Source organism: Acidovorax sp. 69, from assembly GCF_002797445.1.
In the GTDB taxonomy this organism is placed as follows: Bacteria; Pseudomonadota; Gammaproteobacteria; order Burkholderiales; family Burkholderiaceae_C; genus Acidovorax.
In genome coordinates, this window is record NZ_PGEP01000001.1 from 96647 (window position 1) to 116023 (window position 19377).

23 protein-coding genes are annotated in these 19377 nt (G+C 66.0%); 9 read left to right on the forward strand and 14 right to left on the reverse strand.

All coding sequences use genetic code 11. The features are described from left to right. Window positions 1–119: 119 nt before the first annotated feature. The 5 genes from CLU85_RS00440 (at window position 120) to CLU85_RS00460 (ending at window position 3646) form a co-directional block, all read left to right on the forward strand. Complete coding sequence (locus CLU85_RS00440; protein ID WP_100408564.1) at window positions 120–533, forward strand: YciI family protein; 414 nt, start codon at window positions 120–122, stop codon at window positions 531–533. Window positions 534–567: 34 nt separating this feature from the next. Next, window positions 568–1104, forward strand: coding sequence for an SRPBCC family protein (locus tag CLU85_RS00445; RefSeq protein WP_100408565.1), 537 nt, complete (start codon window positions 568–570; stop codon window positions 1102–1104). A gap of 61 nt (window positions 1105–1165) precedes the next feature. After that, on the forward strand, window positions 1166–1573 hold the full coding sequence (locus CLU85_RS00450) for a VOC family protein (RefSeq protein WP_100408566.1): 408 nt from the start codon (window positions 1166–1168) through the stop codon (window positions 1571–1573). Window positions 1574–1794: 221 nt separating this feature from the next. Continuing rightward, window positions 1795–3042, forward strand: coding sequence for an RNA polymerase sigma factor (locus CLU85_RS00455; RefSeq protein ID WP_100412292.1), 1248 nt, complete (start codon window positions 1795–1797; stop codon window positions 3040–3042). 76 nt (window positions 3043–3118) lie between these two features. Beyond that, complete coding sequence (locus tag CLU85_RS00460) at window positions 3119–3646, forward strand: GFA family protein (RefSeq protein ID WP_100408567.1); 528 nt, start codon at window positions 3119–3121, stop codon at window positions 3644–3646. 83 nt (window positions 3647–3729) lie between these two features. Here CLU85_RS00460 and CLU85_RS00465 read toward each other — a convergent pair whose 3' ends face one another. The 10 genes from CLU85_RS00465 to dinG form a co-directional block, all read right to left on the reverse strand. Next, window positions 3730–4227: a ribonuclease HI family protein gene (locus tag CLU85_RS00465; protein ID WP_100408568.1), complete on the reverse strand. Its 498-nt coding sequence runs from the start codon at window positions 4225–4227 to the stop codon at window positions 3730–3732. Then, window positions 4224–4490 carry a DUF3297 family protein gene (locus CLU85_RS00470; RefSeq protein ID WP_100412293.1) on the reverse strand — a complete coding sequence of 89 codons (267 nt, stop codon included), beginning with the start codon at window positions 4488–4490 and terminating at the stop codon, window positions 4224–4226. The genes CLU85_RS00465 and CLU85_RS00470 overlap by 4 nt, the downstream gene beginning before the upstream one ends. Before the next feature lie 74 nt (window positions 4491–4564). After that, window positions 4565–5146: an NnrU family protein gene (locus CLU85_RS00475; protein ID WP_100412294.1), complete on the reverse strand. Its 582-nt coding sequence runs from the start codon at window positions 5144–5146 to the stop codon at window positions 4565–4567. Window positions 5147–5345: 199 nt separating this feature from the next. Next, a complete protein-coding gene (locus CLU85_RS00480) occupies window positions 5346–5966 on the reverse strand; it encodes a PolC-type DNA polymerase III (protein ID WP_100408569.1) in 621 nt (206 codons plus the stop codon). Window positions 5967–6047: 81 nt separating this feature from the next. Then, a complete protein-coding gene (locus CLU85_RS00485; protein ID WP_232727688.1) occupies window positions 6048–6887 on the reverse strand; it encodes a PHB depolymerase family esterase in 840 nt (279 codons plus the stop codon). Continuing rightward, complete coding sequence (locus CLU85_RS23215) at window positions 6872–7327, reverse strand: hypothetical protein (protein ID WP_232727689.1); 456 nt, start codon at window positions 7325–7327, stop codon at window positions 6872–6874. Before CLU85_RS23215 ends, CLU85_RS00485 begins: the two co-directional genes overlap by 16 nt. Before the next feature lie 62 nt (window positions 7328–7389). Further along, window positions 7390–7812, reverse strand: coding sequence for a CopG family transcriptional regulator (locus CLU85_RS00490; RefSeq protein WP_100408570.1), 423 nt, complete (start codon window positions 7810–7812; stop codon window positions 7390–7392). A 374-nt stretch (window positions 7813–8186) separates the two neighbouring features. Continuing rightward, entirely contained in the window at window positions 8187–8690 is a 504-nt protein-coding gene (locus CLU85_RS00495; RefSeq protein WP_100408571.1) for a pyridoxamine 5'-phosphate oxidase family protein, read from the reverse strand. Window positions 8691–8854: 164 nt separating this feature from the next. Next, window positions 8855–9214, reverse strand: coding sequence for a zinc ribbon domain-containing protein YjdM (locus CLU85_RS00500; RefSeq protein WP_100408572.1), 360 nt, complete (start codon window positions 9212–9214; stop codon window positions 8855–8857). Between the two features lie 51 nt (window positions 9215–9265). Further along, entirely contained in the window at window positions 9266–11443 is a 2178-nt protein-coding gene (gene dinG, locus CLU85_RS00505) for an ATP-dependent DNA helicase DinG (protein ID WP_100408573.1), read from the reverse strand. A gap of 163 nt (window positions 11444–11606) precedes the next feature. On the opposite strand from dinG, the gene CLU85_RS00510 reads away from it, so the two are divergent. Next, complete coding sequence (locus CLU85_RS00510) at window positions 11607–11906, forward strand: hypothetical protein (RefSeq protein ID WP_100408574.1); 300 nt, start codon at window positions 11607–11609, stop codon at window positions 11904–11906. Between the two features lie 97 nt (window positions 11907–12003). On the opposite strand, the gene CLU85_RS00515 is transcribed toward CLU85_RS00510, so the two are convergent. The 3 genes from CLU85_RS00515 to CLU85_RS00525 all read right to left on the reverse strand — a co-directional run bounded on the left by CLU85_RS00515 (window position 12004) and on the right by CLU85_RS00525 (window position 15348). Next, complete coding sequence (locus CLU85_RS00515; RefSeq protein ID WP_100408575.1) at window positions 12004–13884, reverse strand: radical SAM protein; 1881 nt, start codon at window positions 13882–13884, stop codon at window positions 12004–12006. A 133-nt stretch (window positions 13885–14017) separates the two neighbouring features. Next, window positions 14018–14596: a gamma carbonic anhydrase family protein gene (locus tag CLU85_RS00520; protein WP_100408576.1), complete on the reverse strand. Its 579-nt coding sequence runs from the start codon at window positions 14594–14596 to the stop codon at window positions 14018–14020. Window positions 14597–14667: 71 nt separating this feature from the next. Continuing rightward, on the reverse strand, window positions 14668–15348 hold the full coding sequence (locus CLU85_RS00525) for a TetR/AcrR family transcriptional regulator (RefSeq protein WP_100408577.1): 681 nt from the start codon (window positions 15346–15348) through the stop codon (window positions 14668–14670). Window positions 15349–15512: 164 nt separating this feature from the next. Between CLU85_RS00525 and CLU85_RS00530 the strand changes: the two genes are divergently transcribed. Further along, window positions 15513–16616: an MBL fold metallo-hydrolase gene (locus CLU85_RS00530; protein WP_100412295.1), complete on the forward strand. Its 1104-nt coding sequence runs from the start codon at window positions 15513–15515 to the stop codon at window positions 16614–16616. 1 nt (window position 16617) lies between these two features. On the opposite strand, the gene CLU85_RS00535 is transcribed toward CLU85_RS00530, so the two are convergent. Next, entirely contained in the window at window positions 16618–18105 is a 1488-nt protein-coding gene (locus CLU85_RS00535) for a PLP-dependent aminotransferase family protein (protein ID WP_100408578.1), read from the reverse strand. Between the two features lie 112 nt (window positions 18106–18217). Here CLU85_RS00535 and CLU85_RS00540 point away from each other — a divergent pair, with 112 nt between their 5' ends. After that, window positions 18218–18697: an OsmC family protein gene (locus CLU85_RS00540; protein WP_100408579.1), complete on the forward strand. Its 480-nt coding sequence runs from the start codon at window positions 18218–18220 to the stop codon at window positions 18695–18697. 1 nt (window position 18698) lies between these two features. After that, window positions 18699–19334 carry an FMN-binding negative transcriptional regulator gene (locus tag CLU85_RS00545; RefSeq protein ID WP_100408580.1) on the forward strand — a complete coding sequence of 212 codons (636 nt, stop codon included), beginning with the start codon at window positions 18699–18701 and terminating at the stop codon, window positions 19332–19334. Window positions 19335–19377: the final 43 nt, after the last annotated feature.

Below are 19377 nucleotides of genomic sequence, written 5' to 3' on the forward strand. Positions count from 1 at the left end.
CAGCACGCAGTACTTTCGACTTTTTTGCTGAGTTTGTCGATCTGACCGTTGCTCGTTCGTCGTAGGGGGTGAAGGCCGCAGATCTGCTGCGGCTCCCCGCCCGAACCAGGAGAACCTCCATGCGATTCATGATCATTGTCAAAGCCACGGCCGAAACCGAACAAGGCTGCATGCCCACCGCTGCACTGATGGCCGAGATGGGCCGTTACCACGAAGAACTTGCCCAAGCAGGGGTGCTGCTGGACGGCAGCGGTCTCAAGCCCACGGCGCAGGGCTGGCGCGTGCGCTATGCCGCCGGTGGCCGCACTGTCACCGACGGGCCGTTCACCGAAACCAAGGAACTCATCGCCGGCTACACCCTGATCCAGGTGCGCAGCCGCGACGAGGCACTGGAATGGACGCGCCGTTTCCCCAACCCACGCGGCCAAGGGCTGGAGGCCGAGATCGAAGTGCGCCAGCTGTTCGAGATGGAAGACTTTGCGGGCATCGAAGGCGTGGAGAAGTTCACCAGCCTCGACGCCATGCGCGGCTGATCGCAGCTTTTTGACCTGCATAGGACACACCACCATGATCAAGACCATTGCGCTTGTGCTGCTGGCAGCGTTGGGGCTTTTCCTGGCCTTTGCCGCGACCCGCCCCGATAGCTTTCGCGTGGAGCGCAGCCGCGTCATCTCGGCTCCTCCCGAGCGCGTGTATGCGCTGGTGCACGACCTGCGCCAGTTCAACACCTGGAACCCCTACGAACGCAAGGACCCCGCCGCCAAGGGCGAGTACAGCGCCACCACCACGGGCCCCGGCGCGCGATACGCCTGGCAGGGCGACAAGATAGGCACCGGCAGCATGGAAATCGTGGAAGCCACAGCCCCTGTGCGCGTGGGCATGAAGCTCGATTTTGTGGCTCCGTTTGAAGCCCACAACCAAGTGGAGTTCTCGTTGCAGCCAGAGGCGCAGGGTGCCACGCGTGTGACCTGGGCCATGCACGGCCCGGTGCCTTATGTGGCCAAGATTGCGCACCTGGTCTTCAACATGGACCGCATGGTCGGTCAGGACTTTGAAGATGGCCTGGCCAATTTGCAGGCAGAGGCCCAAAAGCCGGCGAGCTGATGCCGGTGTGTTTTGCCAAACCTTCTGTTTCCGCTGACCGTTTCACCCCCAGGAGTTCTTCATGCACAAGCAAATCTTCGTGAATCTGCCCATCGACAACATGGCCCGCTCGCAGGCTTTTTTTCGGGCGCTGGGCTACGAGTTCAACCCCGATTTCACCAACGACCAAGGGGCGTGTCTGGTCGTGGGGGACAACCTTTTTGTGATGCTGCTGGTCAAAGACTTCTATGCTACCTTCACCAGCAAGACCATTGCCGATGCGCGAACAACGTCCGAGGTGCTGCTGTGTTTCTCTTGCGACAGCCGCGAAGAGGTCGATGCACTGGTCGCCAAGGCCGTGGCTGCGGGCGGCACCACACCCCGGCCAGCGCAAGACCTCGGTTTCATGTACTCGCAGTCGTTTGACGACCTGGACGGCCATACCTGGGAATTTGTGCACATGGTGGACGCCAGCAAAGCGCTGGGCTAAGAAGGTAATAACGAATCCGCCATGCCCGCGCGACCTGCAAAAGTGCTTGCCCTCGGCGTTGCAAATGCTTGCCATGGCCCGGGCCCGGGCCAGGGCTGCGCCTTGCGCCTTGGTGGCGCGCGTTTGTTCGGCCCGCTCGGGTGCGCCGGACTCACGAACCACACCTTCTTCACGGCGTGAACACCCCTGCCCTGCCCGACCGCGACGCCCTGCACCGCACCATGGATACGGTGTGGCGCATGGAGGCCGCACGCGTCATTGCCAGTGTGGCGCGCATGACGCGCGACGTGGGCCGCGCCGAAGAGCTGGCGCAAGACGCCTTGGTAGCCGCGCTGGAGCATTGGCCCACCACCGGCCTGCCCGCCAACCCGGCGGCCTGGCTCATGACCACGGCCAAGCGCCGCGCTATCGACCACCTGCGCCAACGCGCGCTGCACCAGCGCGAGAATGAGGCGCTGGGATTGGATCAGGACGCTCTTCAAGCGCAATACGCGCCCGATGTGGTGGACACCCTCATGGATGCGCAGCAGGACGACATCGGCGACGACCTGCTGCGCCTGATCTTCACCGCCTGCCACCCGGTGCTGCCGACCGAAGCGCGCGTGGCCCTCACCCTGCGGCTGCTGGGCGGCCTTTCCACCACAGAGATCGCGCGTGCCTTTCTGGTGCCTGAACCCACCGTTGCGCAGCGCATCGTGCGCGCCAAACGCAGCCTGTCGGCCGCCCATGTGCCGTTTGAAGTGCCCGGTGCGGCTGAGCGCGTAGCGCGCCTGGGCTCGGTGCTGGAGGTGATCTACCTCATCTTCAACGAGGGCTACGCGGCCACGGCAGGCGACGACTGGATGCGCCCCGCGCTGTGTGGCGAGGCGCAGCGCCTGGTGCGTGTGCTGTGCAGCCTGGTGCCCGATGAGCCCGAGGTGCATGGTTTGGTCGCGTTGCTGGAGATTCAGGCCTCGCGCCTGCCTGCGCGCACCAACGCGCAGGGCCAGCCCGTGCTGCTGATGGAGCAAGACCGGGCGCGGTGGGACCACCTGTTGGTGCGCCGTGGCCTGGCCGCGCTCGACAAAGCCGAACAACTGGCGCGCGCGGGCCATGCCTGGGGGCCGTACGCCTTGCAAGGCGCCATTGCGGCTTGCCATGCGCGTGCTCTGCGCGCGCAAGACACCGACTGGACGCACATCGTTGCGCTGTACGACGGGTTGCTGCAGGTAGCGCCCTCCCCGGTGGTGGCGCTCAACCGCGCCGTGGCCGTGGGCATGGCCGAAGGTCCGCAGGCCGCGCTGGCGCTGGTGGATGCGCTGACCGCTGAACCCAGCCTGCGCCACTACCACTGGCTGCCCAGCGTGCGTGGCGACCTGCTGGCCAAACTGGGTCGCCAGGACGAGGCACGCGCCGAGTTCGAGCGCGCGGCCAGCCTCACGCACAACGCGCAGGAAAAAGCACTGCTGCTGGCGCGGGCCTTCGGCTGAAGGCGGCACGGTGCCTGTGCGCCCCCGCGGGACTGCGTGGTAGCCACAATGATCATCCCTTGAGAACGCCATCGCCATGCCACAACCTGCCCTTGCTTACCCGCTGGAAGGCGGCTGCACCTGCCGCCATGTCCGCTACCGTGTATTGACGCCGCCGCTGTTTGTGCACTGCTGCCACTGCCGCTGGTGCCAGCGCGAAAGCGGCGCTGCGTTTGCGCTGAACGCCATGATCGAGGCCGACCGTGTGGCGCTGATGGCAGGCACCACGATGGCGGTGCACACCCCTTCTGACAGCGGGATGGGCCAGAGCATCGTGCGCTGCCCGCACTGCCATGTGGCAGTCTGGAGCCACTACGCTGGTGCAGGGCCGCTCATGGCCTTTGTGCGCGTGGGCACCTTGGACATGCCCGACCACCTGCCGCCCGACATCCACATCTTCACGGCCTCCAAGCAGCCGTGGGTGGTACTGCCGCCAGGGACGCCCTCCGTGGCGGAGTATTACGAACGCGAAGCCCTGTGGCCGCAAGACAGCCTGGCCCGCCGCCACGTGCTGTTGCCGCGCATCCAGGCTTACCGGGTTGCCGCAGGGCTCGACACGGCCTGATGATTTGCGTGGCGTGGCGTGGCGTGGCGTGGCGTGCCTTGCAGCGGCGGTCTGGGATGGCGATTGACGGTGGGGGTGCGGTCTCAGCGCCGACGGCGTTTTTTGATCGTCTGGCCTTGCGGTGTGGCTGCCTTGGGTGCCAGCCCCAGCGCAGCGCGTGCCAGCGTGTCGGCCGCCCCATTGCGGTGGCGGGGAATCCACACGACCTGAACCTGCGGGAACCCCCGCAGTGCCTGACGCGCTTCGTCAAACAGCGGCGCCAGCCGTGCGACAGGGGCCGCAGCCGGTGTGCCCAGCTGCTCCACCAGCACGCTGTTGTCGCTGAACACCTGCACGGGGGTTGATGCCGCTGCACCCCGCTGCGCCAGCCACTGCAGTGCCACCAGCAGGGCGCGCAGCTCGGCCTCGTTGTTGCAGCCGGTGAAGGTGGTGGCTTCAGAGATCTGGTGCTGCACGGTCCCGTCGGGGCCCGTCAGCACGGCCCCCAGGCCCATGCGCCCGGGGTTGGGCCAGGCACTGCCGTCGCAGTGGATCACCCAGGTGCCCTGTGGGAGCGGCGCTGCCGCTCCGGCGGGCGTCACTTGTAGAACGCCTCGACTGTGCCCTTGATCTTGATCAGAAGCGGCTGGCCCTTGCGGTCCACGGTCTTGCCTGCAGGGACTTTGACCCAGCCTTCGCTGACGCAGTATTCCTCCACATCAAAACGCTCTTTGCCGTTGAGGCGGATGCCGATGTCGTGCTCGAACACGGCAGCCACATGGTGCGGGCTGCGGGGGTTGACCGACAGGTGGTCTGGCAGAGGGGGCTGGGCGGGGTTGGGGGGGTGTGGGCTTCGGTCATACAGATCTTGGGGAGAAAGGAGAAAACGCAAAACGCGGATTCTCCGGCATTTGCGATGGGGGCCGCTTCAGGGGCTTGTCAGCGCCCCAGGGGCGCAACCCCGATCAGCCACGCATGCGCCCAGAACGCAAAGGCCGCCCACGCCACGGCGCCTCCCACCACGGCCATGCCCGTGCCCGCTGCAGTGCCGGGCGCGTACACCGTGTTGTGCGCCCGGTCGCGCTGGCGCGCCGCCCGAAAGCTCAGCACCGCCCACAGCAAGAAGCTGCCAAACAGCAGCACATCGGCCAGGTTGCCGTTGGACAGCACATGCGCCAGGGCCCACACCTTCACGCTCAGCACCATGGGGTGGTGCAGCCGGGCCTTGATGGCATTGCGCGGCACGTAGGTGGCGGCCAGCAAGATGAACGCCACCAAAGTGAGCAGCGCCGCAGCGTGCCGCATGCCGATGGGCGGAACCCACAGCACCACGGGTTGCTGCCGCGCCTGCCCGTAGCCCCAGACGATGAGGCCCAAGCCCACAGCAGACACCACGGAATACAACCCCTTCCACGGCCCCTCGCCCAGCCGCGCCAAGGTCTGCATGCGCCAGCCATCGGCCACGATGCGCACCGAATGCACGCCCAAAAACAGCACCAATCCAAGAACGAGGAACCACATGGCAAAGCCTTTCATCGGGGGCGTGAAGCGCGTACGGACATGGCAGCTGCTCGATAGGGCTTCCTGCACAGGGCCAGCCGCGAGTATGCCGGGGTTTCGCCAAAAAATTCAGTCAAAAGTGCCTCTAGCGCACATCTAACATGCACTAGCAGCTATCAATTCAGTAGTGGATGGCGCCACTGTTCGGGGCCATGCGCGCTCAGTCCGCCGCCACCGCAGCATGCTGGGCCAAAAGCGCGCCCACCTTGGGTTTGGCGCACCGCTGCACCTGTTGCAGCAGCGCGTAGCTCGGTTCGGCCACGCGCCACTGCGTGCGCAGGTCGTGCTGCATGCGCGCCAGCAGCGCGGCGGCCATTTCCGCATCGGCCAGTGCCCGGTGGGCCTGGCCCGTGCGCGGCAGGCCGTGGTAGTCCACCAGCACCCCCAGCTTGTGGCTGGGCGCTTGCGGGTACAGCCGCCGCGACAGCAGCACCGTGCAGGCAAACGGCTGCGGCGCGGGCAGCCCGGCCATTGCCAGCTCTGCCTGCCAGAACTTGCTGTCGAACGACGCGTTGTGCGCCACCATGGGCGCGTCGTCCACAAAACGCGCGGCATCCTGCATCACCTGTGCCGCCTCGGGCGCGGCGTTGACCATGGCGTTGGTGATGCCCGTGAGCTGCGTGATGAACGATGGAATCCAGACCCCGGTTTTCATCAGGCTCTGGAACCGGTCCACCACCTGCCCTTGCTCCAGCAGCACGATGGCCACCTCGGTGGCGCGCGCACCCTGGCCGGGCGAGATGCCGGTGGTTTCAAAGTCGATGACGGCGATGGGGGGCATGGGCAATCGCAAAGCGGCAGTTCAGAAGGCCGGAATGGCCTTCACGCAGCGAGATTGTGACGCCCTGTGTGTGGCCCACCGTCATCGGGGGCTTGGTTGGGCATGCTCTCCAAAAAACCGCAGCATCTCCTGCGTGGCGCTCACACCGCGTGGGTCGGTGTGGCTGCCCTGCGCATGCCCGCCGGCCCACGCGTGCCCCGCGCCGTGCAATACCCAGTGCTCTGCCACCACCTGGCCGGGCGAGGCGTTGGTGGTGGGGGCACCGCCCGCCATGGAATACACGGTGCGTGTGTAGCCTTGCCCGTGGGGTGACTGGCCCTTGTGAACCGCCTCCACCGTCGATTGCGCCCCGCCCGGCGCAGTGGGCAAGGCAGCGAGCGTGGCGTCGATCAGCTGTTCACCGTTGTGGACGTGCACGGTGGTGTCCGCATCGCCATGGAACACGATGATCGGCGGAGGCGGCAAGGCGACCGGCGCATCCGATGCGCGCGCAGCCGTGGCAGCGCCCGGTTTGGCCCCGTTTTTCATGGCCGACAGCGCGCCCATCACGTTGTGTGCGGCGCCCGCCTGCAGGCCGGAGTGCACACCCACGGCCGCAAACAGGTCAGGGTATTCGCGGCCCAGCAACGCGGCCATGGCGCCACCCGCCGACAGGCCTGCCACGTACACACGCTGCGCATCGACGCGGTGGCGCGCCATCACGTCCTGCACCATGGCCACCAGCAGCGCGGGCTCGCCGCTGCCCCGGTGCTGGTCACCGGGGCGAAACCAGTTCCAGCAGCCATTGGGGTTGGCACTGTGGGGTTGCTCGGGGTACAGCACCAAGGCGTTGGCGGGGGCGGCGGCCGCGTTCATGCCGGTGCCGGTGGCAAAGTCTTCGGGGTTCTGGGTGCAGCCGTGCAGCATCAGCACAAGGGGCATGGGTGCGCCGACGGCTGCGCCCGGGGCACGTACAGGTGGTAGTGGTGTGGGTGGTGCCGCGTGCCTGTGTGGGTGAAGGCGATGCGCGTGAAACTGCCGGGCGCCTCTGCCTGTGGGTGCGTGGCGGTTGCTTGTGTGCCAGTGCCCTGAGCGTTTTCATGGGGCGCAAGGGGGCGATGGTGGTCCACGACCACCACGTCCTCGATATCGGCCTGGGTGCCAGGGCGCCGCCACGGCGTGGGGTGGGCCGTGGCAGTGGCTACGTCCGGCTCCAGGCCGCCCGGCGGGGTGGCACCCGCATGTGCTGGCGGGCTGCCGTCGCGCGCCACGGCGCTGCCCAGCGCCTGCTGGAGCGTGCGCGTGGCATCGGCCAGGTGGCCGCTGCGCACCAGCTGGGTGGCTTCGCCCATCAGGTGCTTGAGTTTGGTGTTCCAGTCCATGGGGACTCCTTGGTGGTGGGCGCGCGCGCCGGTGGCCCGCTGTGGGCCGCGTAAAGACTCATTCAGTGCAAGCGTCCCGCCAGCGCGGCTTTGACCTCTGCACTCGCATGGAAGGCGCCCAGCACCGTCACCGAAGCAATGGTGGCCTGCGCCAGTGCGGGCGGTACGTCGTCGTCAATGCTGGCCAGCCCCAGCACCCGGATCTCCAGCGCTTGGCCCGCTGCCTGCACGGCTTCCAGCTCGGTGCGGCCAAAACGCTGCAGCCCCAGCACAAGCATCTTGCGGGCCACCACCTGGCGCACGGCGTCGTTCTGTGCGGTCAGCTGGTTGCGGATGGCGGTACGGATGAAATCGGTGCGGTTGGCATAAAAGCCTTCAGACACCAGCAGATCGATGTGCCCGAGGTCGACAAAACCCAGGTTGATGGTGACTTTTTCAGACTCTGGAACCTTGCTCCGAGGGGCGATGGGGACCACATTGCTCATCGACGAAACTCCTAGTTGCATCCAATTTGATGGTACATGGAAGGCCATTGGATGGCTGGTGGATGGTAGCTGGATGTCGATGGCTGAGTTTTCAAGAGGACGGCAAACCATCGGCCAAGGAGTTCGTCGAAGAAAGGCCAAAGAAAAAGAGCCCGTGGGCTCTTGTGGGAGGTGTTTGCTATTGAATGCATAGCTATCAGCGCTTTATGTACATGCGGTAGAGTCCAAAAACGCTCAAATTCCTGAGTCACCCGGCCTGCCTGGGTCATTGAAAGCGTGCAGCTTGCTGGGCCCAGTGCCCGAGCGTGGGGCATGTGCCGGTCATACCGCCTGGCGTGCCCGCTTTGGGGGCGCGCGTCGTGGTGGCGGTGGCCTCAAGACAAGGTCAGCTCTTTGTGCTCACCCAAATCGCGCGGTTGCTCGCCCGTGATGGCTGCCTTGGCCATCTTGAAGATTTGCACCATCTTGCTTTCGTCCACATCCCAATACTCGGCATGGCGGATGCGCACGACGAGCAACGCAAGATCGGGGTCCGACACACCGCCTGGGAACCACACTTTGGCCATGGGCGACCACAGCGCTTCTACCTTGGCGCGATCATCCAGAAACCGGGCCTGGCCCGACAGCGACACATAGCTGTCGTCGTCAGGATTGGCGTAAGACACGTTGACCTCTCCATCGGTCAGCAGGCGTTCGTACAGCTCGCCGGATTTCGAGATAAAAAAGTACAGCGCACTTTGTTCGTCAAACTTGCGGTTCTGCGTAGTGAGCGGGTGCGCATGCAGCATGCCGGTGGCCGTGCGGTGGGTCAGCATCCCAAACCGGATGTCCTTGATGCGTTTCCACACGGTTTCGTGGGCGGCGGTGTCGTGTTGCATGGGGGCTCCAGTGAAAAGGGCGCAATGAAAAGTGCGTATGGCTTCACTGTAGGTTTCAGCCGCATGGGGCCGCGTCGTCCCCCAGGCCGCATGCGCGTGGGGGGTGTCTGACAAACGCAGCCGCCCGTGGTGCCCCAGCGTGTGCCGGCGGCAACGCCCCCCCGTCACGCCTTCTTCAAAAACTCCGACTTGAGCAGCATGCTCCCCAAATCGGTTTTGCAGTCCACGTTGTGCCCATCGGCGCCATCCACGAGGCGGATGCTTTTGATCTTGGTGCCCTTTTTCAACGAGGACGACGAACCTTTGACCTTGAGGTCTTTCACCAGAATCACGGCGTCGCCGTCGGCCAGGGGGTTGCCGTTGGCGTCACGCACCACGCCATCACCGGCATCTGCAGCGTCTGCGTCTGCACTGTCCGCCACCTGGGGCCATTCAAACGAGCAGTCGGGGCAGACGTAATTGGTGCCATCGGGGTAGGTGTTCTCTTGGCCACATTGGGGGCAGGCAGGCACGGTGTGGGGCATGGGGTTCTTTCTGATTGTTGTGGGTGAAAAAGGCTGGCGACTTTACAGGCGTTACAGCGGCGCGCGTTGCTCCAGCGCAAACGGCGGCAAACCTTTGAGCAGGCGCTGGCCGTAGCTGGTGCGCGTCAGGCGCTTGTCGTAGCAATACACATGCGCCTGGTCTTCTTCGGTGCGGATGGCGCGGCCGACCCATTGCGCCAGGCGGATGGCGGTGGCGGGCACCACCAGTTCGCTGAACGGGTCGCGGCCCACGGCACGCAGCCATTCGGCGCGGGCCTCGCCCACGGGGTCGTCGGGCGGGGCAAACGGCAGCTTGGTGATGAAGACCGACTCGCACAGGCGCCCGGGCAAATCCAGCCCCTCGCCAAACGACTGCATGCCGAAGATGACCGAGGGCTCGCCGTTCTCCACCCGCTCGCGGTGGCGCTTGAGCAGCTGCGTGCGCGGCAGCGCGTTTTGCACCAGCACCACGCTGCGCATGGCGGTGGGCAGCGCATCGACGGCCTGGCGCATTTGCTCGCGCGAGGTGAACAGCACCAGCGCGCCGTATTCCACGCGCGCAATGTCGTGCAGCAGCGCATCGACCATCTCGGCGGTGAACTGCGCGGCGTTCTTGGGGTCGGCGTGGGTCTCGGCGGCAATCAGCGTGCCCTGCGCGGCGTAGTTGAAGGGGCTGGCCACCTCCAGCGACGTGGTCGCATCGTCACCATGCAGCCCCGCTTCGCGCAGGAAAAACTCAAAATTGCCGCAGCTGGTGAGCGTGGCTGATGTGAGCACCGCGCCGCGCACCGCGCTCCACAGGTGGTTGCGCAAGGTGGTGCCGGGCAGGATGGGGCTGGCGTGCGCCTTCACCACAATGAAGTCGCCATCCACCTCCAGCGTGAACCACTTGGCGGCGGGCACGAAGCTGCGGTCGGTGCCTTGCGGCGCATCTTGCAGCAGCAACTGTGCGGTGGCGTGCAGCTCTTCCAGGCGCGGCGCCAGCATGCCGATCTGCGCGTACAGCGTGGACAGGCGCTTGGCCTCGTCGGGCTTGTCGCGCATCTCGGCACGCAGGGCCTTGCTGATGGCACGCAGCGCTTCGAGGAATCCATCAGCGCTGGCGGCCAGCAGGCCCAGGGGCGCGATCAGCGGCTCGGGCAGCTCGCCCCGTGGCACGCGCACACGCGCCGGGCCCCAGGTGTCGCGCTGGCTTTTGAGGTTGTCGCCATACACATCCATCACGATGCGCGCCAGGTCCTGCATCGTCTGCCGCAGTTGGGCGGCGTGGCGTGGAATGTCGGCAATCTCCTCGACCTCCAGCAGCGCACCAATGCGCAGGCCCCGGCTGGACAGCCGCTCGATCCAGGTGATGCGCGACAAATCCATGCTGCACGCAAACTGCTGCAGCGCCGTGGCGGGCAGGTGGTGGGCCTCGTCCAGGATCAGCAGGCAGTTGTCCAGCTCGGGCAGCACGCGCGCGCCCAGCGACGACAGCAGCAAATCATGGTTGGCCACGATCACCTGCGCGCCGACCAGCTCCTTGCGCTTGTCGTAGTAGGTGCACTGGCTGAAGGCCGGGCAGTGTTTGCCTGTGCACGATGCGCCCTCGGCTGCCACGGGGCTCCACACCTCGGGCTCGGGGGGCGTATCGAGGCTGTCGCGGTCGCCGTCCCAGGCACCTTTGGCCAGCGTCTGCGACATCGTCGAATAGAACTGCATGCGCGCCTCGGTCTCGTGCCGGGGGCGTTTGGCGCGGGCGGCGGCTTCCTCGTCGGCAAACAGGTCGTCGTCGCCCTCTTCTTCCGCCTCGCCCGTGCCCGCCAGGCGGTCCAGCTTGAGCTTGCACACATAGCGCCCGCGCCCCTTGGCCAGCGCAAATTTGAAGGGCTGGGGCATCAACGCCAACAGCGCGGGCAGGTCCTTGTTGACCAGCTGCTCCTGCAGCGCCACGGTGGCGGTTGAGATCAACACCCGCGTGCCCCGCGACAGCGCCAGCGCAATGGCGGGCGCGCAATACGCCAGCGACTTGCCCACGCCCGTGCCCGCCTGGATGACAGCAATGGCGCGCGTGGGCGTCGCTTCTTCACCGCCCTCAGCATCCACCTTGCCCAAGGTGGCGCTACTGAAGGTGCGCGCCACCTGCTCGGCCATCAGCCGCTGGCCAGGGCGGCTGCGAAAACCCTCGGTGGCCGAGACCACCGCATCGAATGATTCAAGGGCTTGCGCGGCCCACACCTGTTGAGACATACAGTAGTGTCGCATGGCTGGGGCGCCAACGATTGCATTGGAGATTGCACGCCGTCTCCATCGCCCTTCGGGCGCATGGGTTGTGGGCCTACAAGGCCGCAGCGGGGCTTTTTTTAGGATGTATCAGGCCGATTGAGCTGTTGTCCGAACCCAAGGAGATCCGATGCCCCACCCCTCAAATTCCGAAGAGCCCAATCAGGCCCCCAGCGGACCCGAACCATCGGTCGACACCACCAAACGCCAAGCCCCAGGCCCCAACACACAGGGGCCATTGAGGGTGCAGCAGCCTCCAGCGACAGCAGAGAAGCCCAAGCTGCCGCACGAACGCGACGAGTCGGTGGACATGACCCACGGCAAGCCGGACGTTCAAATCGAGCAGGCTTACCGAGATGTGCAACGGGGCCTGCAAGACACCGATCGTGGACCACCGGCCGACAAGGCCTACCAAAAGCAAAAGCGTTGATCGCTTGGAATTGCTACTTTATTGATAGCTGTCTAGGCTTGTTATGAAAGCACCCGCAGCCGTTTTGACTTGAGGGCGCTGGTTCTGCGGGTTGCCCTCACCCCCGCTCGCGCAGGGCCCGCTCAATCCGGTCCCGTCGCACGGTTGTTTTGGGCACTTTGAACGGGAACCAGCTGCGCACATCTTCTTCGAGCCCGATGCCGTGCATATAGTTGTAGATGGCTTTCTTGAGCGCGCCGCCCAGCGCGTCGTGGTCCACGCCCGTGGGGTCGATGAAGGCCACGTCGTTCTTGGCAAAGTCGCCCGGTGGCAGCGGCGCCAGCGTCACCCCGTATTCTTCGGGGTTCTTGCCCACGGGTGAGTGCACCGTGCAGGCAAAGCGGTGAAAGAACCCGCTCTGGATGCAGCCGTTGGCAAACAGCTGGCGCACGTATTCGAGCGCGTCCACGGTGTCCTGCACCGTCTGCGTCGGAAAGCCGTACATCAGGTACGCATGCACCAAAATGCCCGCGTCGGTGAAGGCCCGCGTCACGCGTGCTACCTGGTCCACAGACACGCCCTTTTTCATCAGCGTGAGCAGCCGGTCTGACGCCACTTCAAGCCCACCCGAGATCGCGATGCAGCCACTGTCGGCCATCAGCTCGGCCAGGTCGGGCGTGAAGGTTTTCTCAAACCGCACGTTGCCCCACCAGCTGATGCCCGCGTTGCGTTTGATCAGCTCGGTGGACAGGGCCTTGAGCGCCTTGGGCGGGGCGGCTTCGTCGACAAAGTGAAAGCCGGTCTGCCCCGTCTCGCGCACGATCTGCTCAATGCGGTCGGCCAGCACCTCGGCGCTGGCGCCCTCGTAGCGGCTGATGTAGTCCAGGCTCACGTCGCAAAAACTGCACTTCTTCCAGTAGCAGCCGTGCGCCACGGTGAGCTTGTTCCAGCGCCCGTCGCTCCACAGGCGGTGCATGGGGTTGAGCATGTCGAGCAGCGACAGGTAGCGGTCCAGCGGCAGGCCGTCCCAGGTGGGTGTGCCCACCTCGGCAAAGGCGATGTCGGCTTCCATCATGTTGATGTACTGCACGGCGCCATCGTCGCCTTCTCCATCGTTGCGCACAAAAGTACGCACCAGCCGCTGGCGCCCGCGTTCGCCGCGCACATGCTCCAGCAGCGCCAGCAACGGGCGCTCGCCCGCGTCCAGCGTTACGTAGTCAAAGTGGTCGAAGACGCGTGGGTCGGCCAGTTCGCGCAGCTCGGTGTTCACAAACCCGCCGCCCAGTACGGTAACGATATGCGGGTGGCGCGCCTTGATGGTCTGTGCAATGCGAAACGCCGCGTACACCGAGCCGGGGAACGGCACGGACAGCAACACCACATCGGGCGCATGGCGCTCCAGGGCCGCGAGCGTGAGCTGTTGCAGCATGTCGTCGACCAGCGTATGGGGTGCCGCCAACGCCTGCGCCAGCGGGTCAAACGTGGGCTGGCTGCCCGCCAGTGATTCGGCATAACGCACAAACTCAAAGCGTTCGTCCACCGCATCGCGCAGCACATCGGCCAGGTCGTTCAGGTACAGCGTGGCCAGGTGCTTGGCCTTGTCGTGCAGGCCCAGGGCGCCAAAGGCCCAGCCCAGCGGGTCGCCGCCTTCGTCATCCACGTACACATCCAGCGTGGCGAAGCGCGGGCCCTCGGGCAGGTAGTTGCGGCCTGCGATGCGGTGCGCCAGTGTGCTGTCGCGCCCCTGCAAAAACGCGATGGCGGGGCCGATGGTGGCCAGATACCGGTCTTTCTGCGCCGCAAAGCTCTGCACGGCGGGGCTTTGCTTTTTGGGAGGCAGCGCATCCACCTTGTCCGCCACGGCGCGCAGGCCTTGGGGTGATAGCAATTGCAGCACCAGCGCCAGTGCCAGGTCTTCCTGCTCGGCCACTACGCCGCGCGAGCGCAGAAACCCCGTGAGGTAGGCGGTGGACGGGTACGGCGTGTTCAGCTGCGTCATCGGAGGGATGACGGACAGAACGCGCAGGGTTTTCGAATCGGGGGCGACGGCAGACATGGTGGGCAGGGGGCAATCGGGCGATGTGGTGCCGCCGCTGTGGATCGTGGAAGCCCCCGATTATCCCGGCGCGGCCTTATCCCTTGCTCGCTGGCGGCTCCGGGGGCTGCGCTGCGGCGTCAGGGGCGCCCGCAAGGTAGTTGTTCTTCACCCGCACATAGTGCTCGGCCGAATACTGGAGGTAAGCGATCTCGGCCTCGGTCAGCGCGCGCTGGCGCACGGCGGGGCGGCCGATGTAGAGGTAGCCGCTCTCCAGCACCTTGCCGGGCGAGACCAGGCTGCCCGCGCCCAGCATCACGCGGTCTTCGATCACCGCGTCGTCCATCACGATGGAGCCCATGCCGATGAGGCATTCGTTGCCGATGCGGCAGCCGTGCAGGATGACCGAGTGGCCCACGGTGACGTAGTCGCCGATGACCAGCGGCGAGCCTTCGGGTTTGCTGGCATTGCGGTGCGAGACATGGCCCATGGTCAGGTCTTGCACGTTACTGCAGCGGCCCACGGTGATGCGGTTCACGTCGCCGCGCAGCACGGCGTTGCACCACACCGAGCTGTCGGCACCCAGGGTGACGTCGCCGATGACCTGGGCGGAGTCGTGGATGAAAACGCCGGTATCCAGCGTGGGGCGGGTGTCGAGATAGGGGGCGATGGGCATGGGGCGCGGTCAAGAAAGATAGAACGTGGAACGGCAAGCGTAGTGCAGATCGCCCGGTACTGCGGTCGTGTTCAGCGCCGTGCTGCCCGCCCCTTGGTGGGGGCAGCGGTGGGGGCGGTTGCCACGGTGGGCGGCACGGCGTAGAACCCCAGGAACATGTCCACCGCATCGCCCAGCACTTGCGTTTGCTGCGCGGGCGGGAGCGGCGGCTGGCCCATGGCCAGCTGCGGCCAGAAGGCAAACGCCTTGACCATGCCCTGCAGTTGTTGTGCGGCGTAGGGCACGTCCATGGTGGTGCGCAGGCGGCCATCTTGCTGGGCCGCACGCAGCCAGCGCGGCAGGCCCTCTTCTTTGGCAGACAGCTTGGCCGTGATGGCACGGGCGCGCTCGGGCGTATGCATCATGTCCGCCATGGCCACGCGGCTCAGGTCGATAAAACTCGCGTCGTTGAGCAGACCCATCTTTTGCCCCAGCAGCGCCAGCAGTTGTTTGCGCAGCGGCTGTTGTGCGTTGTAGGCCTGCTCGTCCAGCGACTGGCTGCGCTCCCACATCAGCAGCAAGATGGCCTCGAACAGCTCTTCCTTGCTGGGGAAGTGGTTGTACACCGTGCGCTTGGAGACATCGGCGGCGGCCGCCACGCGGTCCATGCTGGTGCCATTGAAGCCGTGTTCGCGGAACTCGCCAATGGCGGCCTGCACGATGGCATCGCGCTTGCGGTCGGTCAGGCGGGTGGGCGGGGAAGCAGCAGTCATGGCTTAATTTTACACCGAGCAGTTTACTTTTTGATAAAGTGAACTACACTGTGCAGTGCACTTTTCACCTATTGCCGTGCTCTGTGCACCGTCCCGCCCTTCGCCACTGCTGCTCGTTGAAGGCGTTGTGGTTGTTTTTGTTGTTCATCCTCGTCCTGATTGCCATGGCCTACAGCATCTTCTCCCGCGCCGCCGTGCCGGTGGCTTCGTACCCGCAGTCGCCCCAGTTTGTGAATGGCAAGTTCCGCAATGCGGCGCCCCGCCATGCGCTGGGTACGCTCAAAACGCTGGAGGTGATGTGGAGGTTTCTCACCGGCAAGCCCGATGATTCCGTGCCCCGCCAGCCCGTGCCCGTCTATGCCGTGATGCGGTCAGACCTGCTGGCAGCCCCCGACATGAGTCTGTGGCGCCTGGGGCATTCCACCCTGCTGTTCAAGATCAACAGCCAGTTCTGGCTGACCGACCCGGTGTTTTCTGAGCGCGCCTCGCCCTTCCCGTTCATGGGCCCCAAGCGGTTTCACGCGCCGCCCATCAGCATGGACGAACTGCCGCCCATCACTGGCGTGATCCTGTCGCATGACCACTACGACCACCTCGACCACGCCGCCATCCAGAAGCTGGCGCCCAAGGTTGAGCACTTCATCACACCGCTGGGTGTGGGCGACCGGCTCATCGCCTGGGGCGTGCCGGCGGCCAAGGTGCAGCAGTTTGACTGGTGGCAAGGCACCACCATCGGTGGCCTGCAGCTGGTGGCCACGCCCGCGCAGCATTTCTCGGGCCGCAGCCTGTCGGACGGCAACAGCACGCTGTGGGCCTCGTGGGTGTTGATCGCTGGTGACACCCGCATCTTCTTCAGTGGCGACACGGGCTACTTCGACGGCTTCAAGGCCATTGGCGAGCGCTTTGGCCCGTTCGATCTGACGCTGATCGAAACCGGTGCCTACAACGCCGATTGGCCAGACATCCACATGCATCCCGAGGAAAGCCTGCAAGCCCATCTGGATGTGCAAGGGCGTTACCTTTTCCCCATCCACAACGGCACGTTCGATCTCTCGCTGCACCCGTGGGTCGAGCCTTTCGAGCGCATCACCGCTCTGGCCGCTGCCGCCCAGGTGCCTCTGGTGGCTCCTGTCATGGGCGAGCGCCTCGACGTTCGGGCACCGGCGTTGTCCACGCACTGGTGGCGCAAGGTGGAGCCTCAGGCCGAGACCTCACCTGCAGGCAGCAGCGGCATGGCTCTGGGCCTGGCCTCTCAGCCAGAGGCATGAGTCACGGTTTTCGCGCTGTCCGCGCAACCCGCGCGAGGCCCCCCACTACCTGGGCCGCTGCGCGGATCTCGGCGTCATCAAACCCTGCGTACCCCAGCAGCCAGCCCCTGCGCGGAGACTGCATCGCATAACGCGACAGCGGCGCCAGCATGACACCAGCGGCCAGGGCCTTGCGGCTCAGGGTTTCGTCATCGCAGTCCGATGCCACCTCATGCAACAGGTGCATGCCCCGGTCGCTGGCGGGCAATTGCCATGCGCCGTCGCTGGCATCGGCCAGGGCGGCACGCAGGGTGTGCTGGCGCGCCTGGTACAGCTCACGCATCTGCCGCAGGTGGCGCAACAGGTGCCCCTCGGCAATGAAGCGCGCCAGCACGGCCTGCGCATCGCCCGGGGCATGCCGGTCGGTGATGGCGCGGGCCATGGCAAAGGCCTCGACGAGTGCGGGCGGCACCACCACAAAACCCAGGCGCAGCCCGGGGTGCAGCGTTTTAGAAAACGTGCCCACGTACAACACCCGCTCAGACCCGGGCAGGCTGCACAGCGCAGGCACGCGCTGGGCGACGCTGCCGTATTGAAACTCGCCGTCGTAGTCGTCTTCCACCACCCAGGCGTCCTGAGCGCGCGCCCACTGCAGCAGCGCTTGCCGTCGGGCCAGGCCCATGCCCACGCCCGTCGGAAACTGGTGGGTGGGTGTGACCACCGCCATGCGTGCGGCGGGCCATTGCGCAGCGGCGGTGTCGATGCGCAGGCCATCGGCATCCAGGGCCACGGGCCGTGCCACGGCCCCGTGGCCCAGCAGGCTGGCGCGTATGCCGGGGTAGCCCGGGTCTTCCACCAGCACCTCGTCGCCCACATCGAGCAGGAGCCGCGCAATGAGGTCGATGCCCTGCTGCGAGCCCGAGCACACCACCACCTGCGCCGCATCGCAGCGAATGCCGCGCGACGCCCACAGCCACAGCGCGATGGCCTGGCGCAGCGCGGGATCGCCCGCTGGGTCCAGGTACTGCGCGCGGGCGCTGCGCTGGCGGGGCGTGGCCTGGCGTGCCAGGCGGTCCCACAGCGCAAAGGGAAACGCCGCGACCTCGGGTGCGCCGATGCGAAACGCGCGTGCCGCCACATGCGGCGGGCGCCAGCGCGCGGCCGTCTCGGCGATGAGCTGCCCGCGCCGCGACAGCCCCCGGGGCGGTGCCACCAGGCCCTGAGCGGGCATGGCGCTGGCCGCACCCGCGGCCTGGGATACGTAGGTGCCATCGCCCACGCGCGCTTCCACATAGCCCTCGGCCTGCAGACGTTGCACGGCCCACAGCACGGTGTTGCGCGACACGCCCAGGCTGGCGGCTTGCTCGCGCGACGGCGGCAGGCGCGTGCCTGCGCGCAGGCGGCCCTGCTCGATGGCGCTGCGCAGCTGCTCGTACACCTGCTGGCGCAGAGGGCCCGAGCGATGGCCGGAGGCGACCGCTCCCTCAGAATTGGCTCTGGCAACCGGCATCAATTGGCTCCTTGGTTGTGGCGTCATCGCCATAAACTGAAGAACCATTGTAGAAACAGGGGCCACCCGATGAGTATTTGTCGAGGCCCGATTTGCCGAAAGAACCCTTCCCATGGCCGAGCACCTTGCCACCGTCACCTGGACCCGTGGCAGCGACGATTTTCTGGACAAGCGTTACCACCGTGCACACACATGGCAGTTTGATGGCGGTGCCATCGTGCCCGGCTCGTCGTCTCCGCATGTGGTGCCGCTGCCCTACTCCGACCCCACCGCCGTGGACCCCGAAGAGGCCTACGTGGCGGCCCTGTCGAGCTGCCACATGCTGTGGTTCCTGGACTTCGCCTGCCGCGCGGGCTGGCGGGTGAACCGCTACACCGATGCCGCTGTGGGCACCATGGCCAAGGATACCGAGGGCCGCCTGGTGGTGTCGCATGTGCAGCTGCGCCCTGTCACGCGGTTCGATGCCTCGCACGCGCCGAGCGAGGCAGTGCTCAATGAACTGCACCACCAGGCGCACGCAGCCTGCTTCCTGGCCAACTCGGTCAAGACGCAGATCGACTGCGCGCCCGTGCTCGAAGTGGAAGGAGGGTGACATGGCCAACGCCAACCGACAGTTTCAGGTGGCAGACGCTGCCACCCTGCAGGCCCTGGTGCGCGCGCAGCCCTTGTCCACGCTGGTGATCGCCCACGAGGGCGCACTGCATGTCAACCACATCCCGCTGTACCTGGACCCGGAACGTGGACCGCACGGCACGCTCATTGGCCATGTGGCCCGCGCCAACGGTGTGTGGCCGCTGTTGCCGCAGCAGGCGGTGGCGGTGTTCCACGGGCCGCAGGCCTATATCTCGCCCTCGTGGTATCCGTCCAAAGCCCTCGACGGCAAACAGGTGCCCACCTGGAACTACGCCGCCGTGCACGCCCACGGCACGCTCTGCGCTGTGGACGACCCCGAGCGGTTGCGCGCCATCCTGCACACCCTGAGCGAGCGCCATGAAGCCCACCGTGCCGAGCCGTGGCGCCTGGACGACGCCCCGCCTGACTACATCGACAAGATGCTGCGCGCCATCGTGGGCATCGAACTGCCCGTGGACCGCTGGGAGGGCATCTGGAAGGTCAGCCAGAACCGCACCGACACCGACCGCGCGGGTGTGGTGCAGGGCCTGCTGGCCGAGTGCACAGCGGCGGCAGAAGACATGGCGGCGCTGGTGCTGGGTGGGCTGATGGCGTGATGGCTGGGATTTATCAAAATTGATAGCTGCCAGCGCATATTAG

Coding starts and splice junctions, on each gene's coding strand:
- CLU85_RS00460 (WP_100408567.1), top strand. CDS start 3,119: ATGCCACAACCTGCCCTTGCTTACCCGCTGGAAGGCGGCTGCACCTGC.
- CLU85_RS00480 (WP_100408569.1), bottom strand. CDS start 5,966: ATGCCCCCCATCGCCGTCATCGACTTTGAAACCACCGGCATCTCGCCC.
- CLU85_RS00490 (WP_100408570.1), bottom strand. CDS start 7,812: ATGAGCAATGTGGTCCCCATCGCCCCTCGGAGCAAGGTTCCAGAGTCT.
- CLU85_RS00540 (WP_100408579.1), top strand. CDS start 18,218: ATGGCCGAGCACCTTGCCACCGTCACCTGGACCCGTGGCAGCGACGAT.
- CLU85_RS00510 (WP_100408574.1), top strand. CDS start 11,607: ATGCCCCACCCCTCAAATTCCGAAGAGCCCAATCAGGCCCCCAGCGGA.
- CLU85_RS00440 (WP_100408564.1), top strand. CDS start 120: ATGCGATTCATGATCATTGTCAAAGCCACGGCCGAAACCGAACAAGGC.
- dinG (WP_100408573.1), bottom strand. CDS start 11,443: ATGTCTCAACAGGTGTGGGCCGCGCAAGCCCTTGAATCATTCGATGCG.
- CLU85_RS00535 (WP_100408578.1), bottom strand. CDS start 18,105: ATGCCGGTTGCCAGAGCCAATTCTGAGGGAGCGGTCGCCTCCGGCCAT.
- CLU85_RS00485 (WP_232727688.1), bottom strand. CDS start 6,887: ATGCCCCTTGTGCTGATGCTGCACGGCTGCACCCAGAACCCCGAAGAC.
- CLU85_RS00500 (WP_100408572.1), bottom strand. CDS start 9,214: ATGCCCCACACCGTGCCTGCCTGCCCCCAATGTGGCCAAGAGAACACC.
- CLU85_RS00475 (WP_100412294.1), bottom strand. CDS start 5,146: ATGTGGTTCCTCGTTCTTGGATTGGTGCTGTTTTTGGGCGTGCATTCG.
- CLU85_RS23215 (WP_232727689.1), bottom strand. CDS start 7,327: ATGGACTGGAACACCAAACTCAAGCACCTGATGGGCGAAGCCACCCAG.
- CLU85_RS00525 (WP_100408577.1), bottom strand. CDS start 15,348: ATGACTGCTGCTTCCCCGCCCACCCGCCTGACCGACCGCAAGCGCGAT.
- CLU85_RS00445 (WP_100408565.1), top strand. CDS start 568: ATGATCAAGACCATTGCGCTTGTGCTGCTGGCAGCGTTGGGGCTTTTC.
- CLU85_RS00545 (WP_100408580.1), top strand. CDS start 18,699: ATGGCCAACGCCAACCGACAGTTTCAGGTGGCAGACGCTGCCACCCTG.
- CLU85_RS00520 (WP_100408576.1), bottom strand. CDS start 14,596: ATGCCCATCGCCCCCTATCTCGACACCCGCCCCACGCTGGATACCGGC.
- CLU85_RS00450 (WP_100408566.1), top strand. CDS start 1,166: ATGCACAAGCAAATCTTCGTGAATCTGCCCATCGACAACATGGCCCGC.
- CLU85_RS00515 (WP_100408575.1), bottom strand. CDS start 13,884: ATGACGCAGCTGAACACGCCGTACCCGTCCACCGCCTACCTCACGGGG.
- CLU85_RS00530 (WP_100412295.1), top strand. CDS start 15,513: ATGGCCTACAGCATCTTCTCCCGCGCCGCCGTGCCGGTGGCTTCGTAC.
- CLU85_RS00455 (WP_100412292.1), top strand. CDS start 1,795: ATGGATACGGTGTGGCGCATGGAGGCCGCACGCGTCATTGCCAGTGTG.
- CLU85_RS00495 (WP_100408571.1), bottom strand. CDS start 8,690: ATGCAACACGACACCGCCGCCCACGAAACCGTGTGGAAACGCATCAAG.